Annotated in this window: 18 protein-coding genes; 17 read left to right on the top strand and 1 reads right to left on the bottom strand. The window is 59.8% G+C overall.

What is annotated here, in order from left to right; all coding sequences use genetic code 11:
* Positions 1-442 precede the first annotated feature (442 nt).
* From RND78_RS26865 to RND78_RS26925, 13 genes are all read left to right on the top strand, one after another.
* Positions 443-862, top strand: coding sequence for a hypothetical protein (locus RND78_RS26865; RefSeq protein WP_312733178.1), 420 nt, complete (start codon positions 443-445; stop codon positions 860-862).
* Between the two features lie 78 nt (positions 863-940).
* Positions 941-1,117, top strand: a complete 177-nt coding sequence (locus RND78_RS26870; RefSeq protein ID WP_280309237.1) for a hypothetical protein — start codon at positions 941-943, stop codon at positions 1,115-1,117.
* 1 nt (position 1,118) lies between these two features.
* The gene (locus RND78_RS26875) at positions 1,119-1,244 is read left to right on the top strand and encodes a hypothetical protein (RefSeq protein WP_280309235.1); all 126 of its coding nucleotides are present in this window, start codon (positions 1,119-1,121) and stop codon (positions 1,242-1,244) included.
* 124 nt (positions 1,245-1,368) lie between these two features.
* A complete protein-coding gene (locus tag RND78_RS26880) occupies positions 1,369-1,641 on the top strand; it encodes a hypothetical protein (RefSeq protein ID WP_312733184.1) in 273 nt (90 codons plus the stop codon).
* A gap of 130 nt (positions 1,642-1,771) precedes the next feature.
* Positions 1,772-1,897 (top strand): hypothetical protein, encoded by a 126-nt coding sequence (locus tag RND78_RS26885; protein ID WP_312733186.1) that lies wholly within the window; start codon positions 1,772-1,774, stop codon positions 1,895-1,897.
* Between the two features lie 297 nt (positions 1,898-2,194).
* The gene (locus tag RND78_RS26890; protein ID WP_312733188.1) at positions 2,195-2,467 is read left to right on the top strand and encodes a hypothetical protein; all 273 of its coding nucleotides are present in this window, start codon (positions 2,195-2,197) and stop codon (positions 2,465-2,467) included.
* A 103-nt stretch (positions 2,468-2,570) separates the two neighbouring features.
* On the top strand, positions 2,571-3,041 hold the full coding sequence (locus tag RND78_RS26895) for an STY4534 family ICE replication protein (protein WP_312733190.1): 471 nt from the start codon (positions 2,571-2,573) through the stop codon (positions 3,039-3,041).
* 141 nt (positions 3,042-3,182) lie between these two features.
* Positions 3,183-3,350: a hypothetical protein gene (locus RND78_RS26900; protein ID WP_165904673.1), complete on the top strand. Its 168-nt coding sequence runs from the start codon at positions 3,183-3,185 to the stop codon at positions 3,348-3,350.
* A 51-nt stretch (positions 3,351-3,401) separates the two neighbouring features.
* Positions 3,402-3,647 (top strand): hypothetical protein, encoded by a 246-nt coding sequence (locus RND78_RS26905; RefSeq protein ID WP_312733192.1) that lies wholly within the window; start codon positions 3,402-3,404, stop codon positions 3,645-3,647.
* A 72-nt stretch (positions 3,648-3,719) separates the two neighbouring features.
* Positions 3,720-4,277 (top strand): hypothetical protein, encoded by a 558-nt coding sequence (locus RND78_RS26910; RefSeq protein ID WP_312733195.1) that lies wholly within the window; start codon positions 3,720-3,722, stop codon positions 4,275-4,277.
* A gap of 67 nt (positions 4,278-4,344) precedes the next feature.
* On the top strand, positions 4,345-4,776 hold the full coding sequence (locus RND78_RS26915; protein ID WP_312733197.1) for a hypothetical protein: 432 nt from the start codon (positions 4,345-4,347) through the stop codon (positions 4,774-4,776).
* Positions 4,777-4,843: 67 nt separating this feature from the next.
* Positions 4,844-5,203: a hypothetical protein gene (locus tag RND78_RS26920; RefSeq protein WP_312733198.1), complete on the top strand. Its 360-nt coding sequence runs from the start codon at positions 4,844-4,846 to the stop codon at positions 5,201-5,203.
* Positions 5,204-5,494: 291 nt separating this feature from the next.
* Positions 5,495-6,199 carry an ABC transporter substrate-binding protein gene (locus RND78_RS26925; protein ID WP_312733199.1) on the top strand — a complete coding sequence of 235 codons (705 nt, stop codon included), beginning with the start codon at positions 5,495-5,497 and terminating at the stop codon, positions 6,197-6,199.
* A 140-nt stretch (positions 6,200-6,339) separates the two neighbouring features.
* On the opposite strand, the gene RND78_RS26930 is transcribed toward RND78_RS26925, so the two are convergent.
* Entirely contained in the window at positions 6,340-7,134 is a 795-nt protein-coding gene (locus RND78_RS26930) for a class I SAM-dependent methyltransferase (RefSeq protein WP_312733201.1), read from the bottom strand.
* Positions 7,135-7,468: 334 nt separating this feature from the next.
* Between RND78_RS26930 and RND78_RS26935 the strand changes: the two genes are divergently transcribed.
* The 4 genes from RND78_RS26935 to RND78_RS26950 form a co-directional block, all read left to right on the top strand.
* A complete protein-coding gene (locus RND78_RS26935; protein ID WP_312733203.1) occupies positions 7,469-8,101 on the top strand; it encodes a DUF3275 family protein in 633 nt (210 codons plus the stop codon).
* 77 nt (positions 8,102-8,178) lie between these two features.
* Positions 8,179-8,544, top strand: a complete 366-nt coding sequence (locus tag RND78_RS26940; RefSeq protein WP_312733205.1) for a hypothetical protein — start codon at positions 8,179-8,181, stop codon at positions 8,542-8,544.
* A 63-nt stretch (positions 8,545-8,607) separates the two neighbouring features.
* The gene (locus RND78_RS26945) at positions 8,608-9,186 is read left to right on the top strand and encodes a hypothetical protein (protein ID WP_312733207.1); all 579 of its coding nucleotides are present in this window, start codon (positions 8,608-8,610) and stop codon (positions 9,184-9,186) included.
* A 54-nt stretch (positions 9,187-9,240) separates the two neighbouring features.
* The coding region (locus RND78_RS26950; RefSeq protein ID WP_312733208.1) for a DUF6094 domain-containing protein at positions 9,241-10,610 on the top strand (1,370 nt) is incomplete at its 3' end.

The following is a 10,610-nucleotide window of genomic DNA, read 5'->3' on the forward strand; positions in this document are numbered from 1 at the left end:
ATGCCGGTGCTCACGCTCACAGGTGGCATCTTTCTCTTGAGCTCCACTAGCCTCACCTCGCCGAGGCGCCTTGCTGCTAGACCCAGCGTTGCGCCTGGCGCGCTTCTCCTGCTTCCCCCCTCGCTCGACCGCCGCTTCCGCTCTTGCCTTGCTCTGCCCTCTTTCCGCTTGACAGCCCTATCCGCCGCCTCTGATGATTGCTCCATGTTCCGCTGACGTCGTCAGCAACATGCCCAGGCAGTTCTGGATCTCAAGACTGCAACGTGGTCACCCACGTCGATCCGCACCCATAGTTCGCCAAGCTTCCGGAGGCGCGAACGGTTGACCGGTTCTACCGGTTGATGGAGGCACCTCACACATCTGCTCTACCTACCCAGCGGGGATACACTCCCCCGCCCGGGATCAGTGTTTCTCCGCATAACTCACCTGCAGGAGAAACACCATGACCACCCCTACCCTGAGCTACCGCTTTGGCGAATCCGTCGGTACTGCCCTGCGTGAAATCATTCGCACCGTGCGTAATGCCCAAGCCCAGGCACGTGCTGCGCGTCCGTCCATAGCACCGGCTGAACGTCGTGTAGTCGAGTTTCCGCAACCGATCGTATCGGCTGCTGTGCTCGAGGAGATGGATCACGTGCCGGCGTTCGTTCGCCGCAACGCGATCGACCTCAACACCTGGTTCAAGCAAAACACCCAGGAAGCCCAGCCTGAAAAGCCCAAGCGCGAGCGCAAGCCGCGCAAACCCAAGGCTGCCGCCTCTGTCACTGAGCCCGTCCAGTCGCCAGCGCCCCTCGTGCTGCGTCCGGGCTCCTTGGACCAGCTGATCGCCCCGTTCGACCCTGAGGTCGCGATGGCCAGCTGATTCACACCTTACCCACCCCTGTCGGGAAGCCTCCCGTCAGGGCGGTTTTCCTGACGTCATCTGAACGAAGGAGAGCTGATGGCTATCAAAAAACAAACCGCTGTGGCAGAGGATCTGCGAAAGGTTGGTACCACCTCGGTGGCCGCCGGCATCGTAGGTGTCTTCCTCAGCGATCACCGACTGTTGACGGCTTGTGCCCTCGCAGTAGGTGTTCTAATCTGGTTCATAGGTATCGTCCTTACCGTGGAGGAATGACATGAGTCAGACCGCCTTCGGCATTCTCATGCTGACCTTTCTTTTGCTCGTCTGCTCTGGCATGGCGATTTGGGTCACCTGGCCCAACTTCAAACTGAAAGCGCAGAAGCTGCTGCGATCTCACTGAATGATCCACACCCCCAAAGCCCTCTTCTGAGGGCTTTTTCATTTCCGCGGGGTTGACAAGCGTTGACCCTCTGACACCTTGAGTCTGTCAGCCACCGAAAACTCTCGCACCATGGAGGACCTTCATGGGACTTGATCTGGCGTTGTACCGGGCGTTGCGTTCCGTCGATATCTCGGAAGATAAGGCGATGGCCATCATCGATGCGTTGGAGGCTCACATACGTGCGCAACGGGCTACCAAGCCTGGCCTAGCACAGCGTCATTTGGGTACCCAGCTGGATGCGGCACCGCCCCAATTGAGCACCAAGTCTGACAGCGACCCGCTAGTGAGCAGATTCACGATCGACGTATCCCTCATGCTCATTGCGTTTGTGCTCATCCTGATCGCTGCGATGTAATTCATGCAGTGACCGACCGCCCTTTTCTACTGACTAGCTTTTCAGCGGTCGCCGACTGCTAGCGGCTGTGCCATAGCGGTCATTGTCTTCAGCAGGTCCATAGCCGTCATCTTCACTACGGAGAAATGACATGAGTCAGACCACCTTTGGGATCATCATGTTGTCATTGGTGCTGGTTGTCTGTGTGGGGACGCCTGTCTGGCTTGACTGGCCCAACGTCAAAGCCAGGGCATTGAAGCTGATCCGCTCGCACTGACGCATTGCTCTACCAAAGCCCTCTTCGGAGGGCTTTTTCACGCTTGAGGGTATTGACAAGCGATACGGCTCTGAACATTCTGAGGGTCTATGCCGCTGACGTTGTCAGCAACATGCCCAGGCAGTCTCGGATCTCACGACTGCGATGCGCCCAAAGCGCATCGATCCAAACCCAAGTTCGCTAAGCATTCGGTAGCGCGAACGATTGACCGGCACCCCCGGTTGATGAATGCACCTTCCACCCACCCGACGGGACTACCCGTCAGGGCCGGTCTCCGTCAAAACCTGGAGACCTTCCATGAGAAGCAGTTTTGCGTTGTACCAGGCATTGCGCTCCATCAATGTCACGGAAGACAAAGCTACTGCTGTTGTCGATGCTCTGGAGTCCGATATGCAAACCCAGCTGGCTACCAAGGCTGACTTGGCAGACATCAAGGCTGATATTGCAAAGCTACAGGCATCTACCAAGGCTGATTTCGCACAAAACGAACTCAAGCTCACCATCCGCATGGGCGTCATGATCTCTACCGCTGTTGGCATCATGCTGACTGCGATGAAATTCATGCACTGACCTGGCACCACCCTTTCTGGCTACACCCACCCACGCGGGGAATACTCTTCCCCTCCCGGGCAAGGTGTTCTCCGTTTTCACCTATTGAAACTGGAGATACACCGTGAGCAACCAAGCCAACGAAAGCCAATACTTCGACCTGCACACCACCGGTATCGGTTACCTCAACCGCATCCGCGAAGTGAGACCCAAAGGTAGAGGCGCCAAGCCGTTTTTGGCCGTCACCGTAGCAGCCCTGTGCGGCAGCAAAGAAGCGGTGGAATACCGCTACATCGACTGCAATGTCGTCGGCGCCGAAGCTGAAAAGCTGGTTCGTCGTTGCATTGAAGCCGTCAACGCTGAGAAGAAGGTCCTCGTGTCCTTCCGCATCGGCGATTGCTGGGCTGATCCCTTCACCTACTCTTCCGGACCGAAGCAGGGACAACACGGCGCAAGCCTGAAAGGTCGTCTCCTGTACATCGGCTGGATCAAAGTGGAAGGTGAATTCGTCTACGAAGCCAAACCACGCGACGCAGCCCCGGCTGAGCAGCAAGGTACGGATCAAGGGGATGACAGCGACCAATCGGCCGCTTGACTCACCCAGTTCTTCCAGGCGCCCACCGGGCGCCTCTGCTCTACCTAGGCTTTGCCACCTTTCTCTTCGCACACCCATCCGGGGGCACCATCTCCGGACCGGGGCATGGTGATCTCCATTAGCTAGATTTTGGAGCCCATCATGCAAGTCATCGCCACCATCAAGTCCGAGCTGCCCGCCCTGCCCATCGTTGCCGAAGTCTCCTATGACGACGTCACCGAAGAGCTGCTGAGCAGCGACCTGTTCTGCGACAACGCCTGGTTCCTGTTCGAGATGAACGCCACCAGCGCTGACCGCGTCCAGGCCTGACTAACCACACCCTATAGGCGCCCTTGGGCGCCTTTGTCTTTTGGAGGCCCCATGGCTACGGATACCCCTGCAGGCTTCGGCCGGCTCGCCTTCGAATCCGAAGGCAAACACTTTCCCCTTCAGGTACTGCGCAGCAACGCGGGCTATTACATCGGCACTGTCGATGAGGATGGCTTTCCACTGAGTCGCGAGTCGAAGTACTTCCGCAAGCAGGCCGAGGCTGACCAAGCCCTGGCAGAAGGCACCTGGACCCAGCACGGATTGTCGTCGCTCGTTCCTGCCTTGCTTGGCTTCTAATCCGCTTCGTCTACCTTTAAGGGATTCGTCATCCCTTGAGGGCATGATGGATCCAAGGACGTTGGAGGCATCATGGATTTGATTATTCAACACTTCGAAGGCCAGGCCTTCGTCAGCAACCCGTACGTTCCTGGTACGTCTCTTCGCCAAGACCTTTTCGAGCGGCAGTTCACCATCACCCTGCATGGGTCGATGGAGCGCTTAGAAGATTCTGGTCGTGGCACCTTCCACATCGATGGCTACGTCCAGCTCGGCCAGTGCGGTCTGCTCGATGACATCCTACCCATCGCCTTGGACGCAGTCCGACAAGACCGCTATCCGATACCTGCAGCAGCGCTCACCTTCTGCCCGAAACGGATCTCCGTTTCCGATCGCCACGGCCACCTGGTCATGGCGGGCAAGGTGGATCGTGAGAGCCGCCGCATCGACTGGATTGACCCCTGCCGCACGGCCGAGGAAGAGAAGGTGGTGCTGGCTCAGATCCAGCTGTTGCGTTCGCGCTCCGCGTTCCAACACGGCTGGGACAACTTCAGTACCTCGCGACTGCTAGACACCGACGCTGACCTACTCAAGGGGCGGCTGGTCCACAAAGCCTGGCGGCCGCACGTCCGTGCACTGCTAAGCGCCTGATCTCACCCTCCCACCCGGGGACACCGTCCCCAGGGGGCGGCTGTCTGCCAATATCAGGATTATCGCTATGCCTCACCATCTGATTATCGGCAACGCCATTCACAGCAGTGCAGCAAGCCTCCGGGAAGCCCAGACAGGACTCTCGGCGCTTCGCGCGCAAGGGCTCAAGCCGCGGTTGTTCTACTCCCTGTCATTTGATTCGTTCGGCAGCGAGCTGGACGATGACGGTCGCCCGCTGCACCTCTACATCCTGATGTCCACGGATGAGTTCGAGTCCTATCTGACCCGCTTCGAGCGGATTCGCTTCCTGCCCGACCCTGAGCACGCTGCGCCGCCGTTACGGGTCGTAGATGTCCAGGGAGTACTTGAGGGACGCGACTATCACATCGCCGAGCTGCTTTACCCTGGCTTCGCTGAGGAGCCCGAGATTCGTGTTCAGACCCTGCTGATGCGAGCTACCCAAGGGATCGTTGACCTGCAGGACCTGCTGCACATCTAGCTTCACTTTTATCCACCTACCCAGAGGGGCTGACCCTCTGGGCAGCTCCTCGTCCGAGGAGTCTTCAATGAACAATTCGTCCACCTCCACCGCCCAGGCGGTAACCGAGCACAGCGACCTGGTAGCCGTCCTGACCGATTTACAACGCCAAGGGTGGCGCGCCTCTGAACTGTGGGATGGCGAGGCCTGGGGGCCTATCCACGCTACCTGGTCCGCTGACGAGATCGCCAAGCACGCGGCGGAAACCGAGTTGGCCAAGCTGCGCTTCCTATCGGAAGGCACTGCCGGCCACGAAGGTGTGATGCTGCTGGTATGGGGCAATAGCCCTATCGAGCTGATCGCCGACATGACCATGGCCAACGGCTTTGGTGAAGCCGTCGAGCTGGCCCAGCGAAGCGTTTGGCCGCACTACCCGGAGGAGGAGTAGCCATGTGCTGGACCTGCCCGCAGTGCGGCTCTGCTGACGTCTCAGCCGAGGGGGGAGTGACACCACCTCGACCCGACATCGATGCGCCCGAAGATGCTGAGTCCGACTGGGACGACACCTGCGAGATGACCTGCAACACCTGCCAACACCTGCCAACACCAGGATCTTTCGATGTTCTTCGCGAAGGATCTGAAACATCCCTAAACCCTAGCTCTGCTGAGCTCCATCAACCACCACACTACCCAGAGGGGGCCGACCCTCCGGGCGGCTCCTCTTCCTGAGGAGAGCCCCATGACCACCCCTAACCCCTTCATTCGCGGCTACCAGGACCTGTTTATCCGCCGCGAGCTGCTGATCACCTACGACGAGCACTTCGAGCCTTGCTACCGACAGATAACGGCTGAGCAACAGAATGCAGCCGACGACCAACTGGTAGGCCACTACAGCGTCTTCAACGAAACTCATGCCCTGGCTATCGAGCCGGAGGAAGTCACTGCTGACCAGCACACGCTCTACCCGTCCACTGGACAGGTACGGGCAGTGGTCTATGCGCTTCGTGCCATTGAGAATGGCGAAGAGATTCACCTCGGTGACACTGAGACTCTGGCTAGGGCCCAAGGCCTGCTCAAGCGGATCCAGTTCGAAACCGGCTTCTACAGTCGAGCGTTCGAGATCACCTCGTCCCATCTGCCCGATGACGAGTGGGATGACCTACAGGACCTGGTGCAGCACGCTGACACCCAGCAACTGATGTTCGAGTGCTTCACCCTGCCAGACAGCGACGCCGTCGGCTTCAAGCTGCACGGTACGCCCTGGACGGACGAGCACCTGAACAATCTGGAAGGGTTCGGGCTGTCGGTCCTGCAGGCGAAGCACCACGAAGAAGGCTTCATGCCGGAAACCATACGGGTGCTCAGCCTGGCAGGCCAGGCCGACGTCAGGATCCTGATCCTTGACCCCAATGGCTGCCTGCTTGAAGGCCTGCCTCAGTTCTAACCCCCCCTGACAGGCGCCTTCGGGCGCCTATTCTAAAAGCAACCTTCCAAATAAAATTGATGAAAACCCTCGCTCGATACCTTTAATGCACGAACGAATGCTTAGCTCAATATCATCCAAAGGACAGACTGTTCCTTCTGCTACCGAAGCACGCCTTTCACAGAACTAAAGACCGTAATGGCACTAGCAGCAGCTTGCTCCGCTATATAATTTATATGAGAGGCCTTCATGTCGGAGTGCAATTTTCTCAGAAATGTATTGCTTCGACTCACATCATAAGCGTCGCCGGCCAACTCCTGATGCTGAGCTACCAACGAGTCACGCGCATCATCCTTATCAGACCAAGACCTAATACCACCACGATCCACTAGATGAACTACACCGCTTTTTTTCAAGAGCGACTCGCCGATTTTGTAGCAACGCGCGTGGATCAGCTCTCTATAATAAGCAGCTTCAGGGCCATCAAAATCTTCAAGCTTTTTATTCAAGTGCTCTGCCTGTCGCTCCGGCTCAGAACCCACCAACCAACACACAACCGCGTCAAATTTGGCTTTTACAGACGTTTCTGAAAATTCCAGGCTGAAAACATCACCGTGAATGATTGACACAGAGGGCGCGTCATTTTCTTGGGCTGCCAGCTGCCGCAGATCGACTTCAACCGCGTCGTACCCTGCTCCTTTTAGATTCTTGATAGCTATATTAATCATAGGCCGATTAGGCTCTATCACGACGACCTTGCAGCCGGACTTAACAAGTGCGATCGTCCCATTACCCGAGCCGCAGCCAACCTCTAGAACCTTGGTTGCAGCGCCCAGCTGCTCGACCATCCAGCGGTAATAGCCTTCATTAGAAAACGACCTTGAATTTATTTCCCACTCTTGCGCGTATTGCTCGGCAGTCATGGGTTTACCCAGAGAGAACTTTGCACTACTCATCGATGTATAATCCTTCTCCGAAGAACCAACTTATAGTAGACGTACATTCCAATCACGCCTGTGCGATTAATTGCTTGTGCTTCTAAAAGCAACCATTTGACACATCGCTCCTTCGGAATCATGATCATCCTACATGCCGCTGACGTCGTCAGCCATGCCCAGGTGGTCAGGATCTCAAGACCACGGCGCCCCGCGCTGATCCAATCCCAAGCTTGCCGAGCATCCGGTAGCGCAAGCGGTCGGCTCCGCCGATGGATGCACCTTTCACCGTTTTCTCCCACAGGGTACTCATCCCCTGTCGGGCATGGCGTGCCCCTTATTCACGAGGACCGCCATGATCAAGATCCCCGGCCACCTGGCCATCCGCACCATCCAGGGACGCAACGGCGCTTTTAACGTCGGTCGGCTCTCTACCTCTATCGGTGAATTCGTCATCAAGGACGCTGTGCTCGAACAACACGTCGAGGGCAAGTACCGCGGCGAGTTCGTCATCACCGAGATCCGTGCATCGTCCTACAGCACCGGCGGCCGCCTGGTCATCGAGATTCGCGCGCGCCTGGACAGCATGGTGCTCGAGGACCTCGACACCCTGACGGCCTACGACAACGCGCAGATCGATGCGCAGTCGCCAGATCCGCTCGATGAAGAGCAACCTGTCGCGGCACCTCCGCCAAAGGCTCGCCCACAACCCTCGCGTCCCGCCAGGCCTGCCAGCGCTCCGGTCGCGCCTGCAGACGACAGCGCCCCCTTCGGGATGCCGGCATCACCCGCCTCTACTCAGCTGACACCTGAGCCGGATGTCGATGAAGCGGACCAGGAGCTCTTCGGTACCGTCTGGCCACTCGGCGACACCGTACGGCTGGACTCCACGGTCGACCGGCAACGCCTCCGGCAGCAATGCCAACGGCTGAGCCAGTTGGGCTACACCATGGACTTCAAATCGCAGGCCTGGAACCGCGCGGCCTGACCTCACCCTTCACAACCACACCCGGCTGGGACCTCTCCCAGCGGGAAGGCCTGGCCATCACCTAAAGGACCTTCCCCATGGGCTGGCTGTTTTCTCACCCCACGCGCGATGAGCTGATCGCCGAACTGATCGCCAACGGCGAAACCGACAACTGCACCCGCACGGTCATCGATCATCACCTAGTCGACAACGTGCTGTGGCAGATCGTGAAGCTGGTACCCAGGCGCGATGGCGTCATTCATGGCGTCGCGGCGGGCGAAACCTGCACCTTGATCGGTTGCAACCTACTGGACGTTCACGGAGGCCGCTGGGGCCACAAGTCACTGGATGAAAGCTCGGGCCCCTTCTACTGGAGTTGTCCGCTGCACTTCCTTCCTAGGGCCACCCACGGCATCAACCTCGAATGGCGCGAAGGCGTCCGTCGATACCACGCCGCGCGCTGAGCGCCTTCTCACCCACCTCGGGGCAACCGCCCCTGGGCGCGTTGCCTCCCTCAGGAGCTGACGATGCCCCTCTACCCTATCGATGAGTGCCCCGATCTGCTGGTGGACGCCTGCGTCTGCGATGAAGAACGGCGGCTGATCTTTCTCTCGGCCTGGGGCCGCGACACCGCCGTCCAGGAGTTTCTGGCCAGGCTCACCCTGGGACGTAGCGAAGGCGGCCTCGAGCAATTCCACCTGGTCCAGAGCGGCCGCAGCCTGCCGGTCTTTCCGGACGCCGAGCGACTGGAGAAACGCACGACCCGCCAACTGCGCGGCACCCTGTTTGGCAGCCTGCTTCACGTCTGGCTGTTCGACGGGCGCTGCGCGGTACCGGATCGCGCCAATCACCTGGCCTACGCCCTGGTACGCGACAACATCGACCCTCTGGCCAGCCTCTGGCCTCTGGTGGTCGACACCTGCCCGCTCCCGCTCCTGCCGCACTGGCAGGGACCGGTCATGGAGCTGCTCCTGCAGGAGCAGATGCTCGAGCGCCTACCCGGCGCCCTGGGCGACCTGGCCGGCTGGCGACTCCGACTCAAGCTCGACGAGCTGCAGTACCACCTTGGCCAGCGCATCCGCGCCGGTCTGCTCACCACCTCCTGATCGGGCCGCTTGCGGCCCCTCCTCCCTCACTTTCCCAACACTGGAGCTCCGACCATGGCCCTGATGTTTCCGCGCCTGGCGCGCAACTTCGCCAAGAACGGCTATTACCCCACTGACGAGGTCACTCTCGAACGTACCCTGCAGGCCCTGAGCCCTGCCTCCACCGGCGCCATGCGGATCCTCGATCCGTGCGCGGGCGAAGGTGTGGCCCTGGCTGAAGCGGCTCATACCCTCGGGCGTGAGCGCGTCCAGGCCTGCGCGGTGGAATACGACCGGGAGCGCGCCGAGCACGCCCGCGGGTTGCTCGATCGTGTCCTGCAGGGTGACCTCATGGACACCATCGTCACGCGGCAGGCTTTTGGGCTGCTCTGGCTCAACCCACCCTATGGCGACCTGGTTGCCGACCACAGCGGCGCCACCCAGTACCAGGGCAGCGGCCGCCGTCGACTGGAGAAGCTGTTCTACCAGCGCTCGCTACCGCTGCTGCAGTACGGCGGCACCCTGGTACTGATCGTGCCGCACTACGTCCTGGACGATGAGCTGTGTGGCTGGCTCTGCAATCACTTCACCGGCCTGCGGATCCACGCGGCCGCGGATCCGACCTTCAAGCAGGTGGTGATCTTCGGCATCCGGATTCGCCGGCAGGACCTGGCAAGACCTGCCGACGTCAAGGCAACCCGAGAGCGCTTTCGTGCGATCGGCAGCAGCGAGGCCTCGGCCGAACCGCTACCGGAGATATGGCTCGGGGAACCCTATGGTGTGCCAGCCGCCGTCACGGAGCTGGAGCACTTCTACCGCGTCACCCTGGAGCCTGAGCAGCTAGCCCTGGAAACAGGTCGGCTGGGCGGACTCTGGAGCGACTTCACCCTGCACTTTGGCCAGGCTGGCCAAGTACCACGACCACCGGTCAAGGCGCTGTCGCAATGGCACCTGGCCCTGGCTCTCGCAGCCGGGGCCATCTCGGGCGTGGTCACCTCTCCCAATGGACGCGTCCTGGTACTCAAGGGCGACACCTACAAGGAGAAGGTCAGCCGCACCGAGTTCACCGAGGATGAGGACGGCAACGTCCTGGAGTCGCGGATCCTAACCGACCGTTTCGTGCCTGTAATCCGGGCCTGGGACATGACACCGGGATCTCAGACGCTAGGACAGGTCCTGACCATCACTTCGGCGCCGGCAGCGGCCGAGCCACCACCACCTGCAGCACCTGAACCGCTCCGGCTACCGGCTGGACGCTTCGATCCTGGTCGGATCGTCATGACGGCAGCGGTGAGCGAGCTGGTGGAGCGCGGCGAGCTCAACCCCGTGACCTACCTGCGCCGTCACCTGCAGGCGGACTGGGGCGAGCTTGACCAAGAGGACAAGCACAGCAATGACCAGGCCCTGCGCCTGGGCAATCGGCTGTTCTCCAACTACGAGACCCT

Source organism: Pseudomonas oryzihabitans, assembly GCF_032027545.1.
Classification (GTDB): domain Bacteria; phylum Pseudomonadota; class Gammaproteobacteria; order Pseudomonadales; family Pseudomonadaceae; genus Chryseomonas; species Chryseomonas oryzihabitans_F.

What these genes read in the sequence shown, in the direction of transcription:
- RND78_RS26945 (WP_312733207.1), top strand. Translation starts at nt 8,608, where the DNA reads ATGCCCCTCTACCCTATCGATGAGTGCCCCGATCTGCTGGTGGACGCC.
- RND78_RS26905 (WP_312733192.1), top strand. Translation starts at nt 3,402, where the DNA reads ATGGCTACGGATACCCCTGCAGGCTTCGGCCGGCTCGCCTTCGAATCC.
- RND78_RS26875 (WP_280309235.1), top strand. Translation starts at nt 1,119, where the DNA reads ATGAGTCAGACCGCCTTCGGCATTCTCATGCTGACCTTTCTTTTGCTC.
- RND78_RS26885 (WP_312733186.1), top strand. Translation starts at nt 1,772, where the DNA reads ATGAGTCAGACCACCTTTGGGATCATCATGTTGTCATTGGTGCTGGTT.
- RND78_RS26880 (WP_312733184.1), top strand. Translation starts at nt 1,369, where the DNA reads ATGGGACTTGATCTGGCGTTGTACCGGGCGTTGCGTTCCGTCGATATC.
- RND78_RS26930 (WP_312733201.1), bottom strand. Translation starts at nt 7,134, where the DNA reads ATGAGTAGTGCAAAGTTCTCTCTGGGTAAACCCATGACTGCCGAGCAA.
- RND78_RS26920 (WP_312733198.1), top strand. Translation starts at nt 4,844, where the DNA reads ATGAACAATTCGTCCACCTCCACCGCCCAGGCGGTAACCGAGCACAGC.
- RND78_RS26870 (WP_280309237.1), top strand. Translation starts at nt 941, where the DNA reads ATGGCTATCAAAAAACAAACCGCTGTGGCAGAGGATCTGCGAAAGGTT.
- RND78_RS26915 (WP_312733197.1), top strand. Translation starts at nt 4,345, where the DNA reads ATGCCTCACCATCTGATTATCGGCAACGCCATTCACAGCAGTGCAGCA.
- RND78_RS26900 (WP_165904673.1), top strand. Translation starts at nt 3,183, where the DNA reads ATGCAAGTCATCGCCACCATCAAGTCCGAGCTGCCCGCCCTGCCCATC.
- RND78_RS26890 (WP_312733188.1), top strand. Translation starts at nt 2,195, where the DNA reads ATGAGAAGCAGTTTTGCGTTGTACCAGGCATTGCGCTCCATCAATGTC.
- RND78_RS26940 (WP_312733205.1), top strand. Translation starts at nt 8,179, where the DNA reads ATGGGCTGGCTGTTTTCTCACCCCACGCGCGATGAGCTGATCGCCGAA.
- RND78_RS26910 (WP_312733195.1), top strand. Translation starts at nt 3,720, where the DNA reads ATGGATTTGATTATTCAACACTTCGAAGGCCAGGCCTTCGTCAGCAAC.
- RND78_RS26925 (WP_312733199.1), top strand. Translation starts at nt 5,495, where the DNA reads ATGACCACCCCTAACCCCTTCATTCGCGGCTACCAGGACCTGTTTATC.
- RND78_RS26865 (WP_312733178.1), top strand. Translation starts at nt 443, where the DNA reads ATGACCACCCCTACCCTGAGCTACCGCTTTGGCGAATCCGTCGGTACT.
- RND78_RS26935 (WP_312733203.1), top strand. Translation starts at nt 7,469, where the DNA reads ATGATCAAGATCCCCGGCCACCTGGCCATCCGCACCATCCAGGGACGC.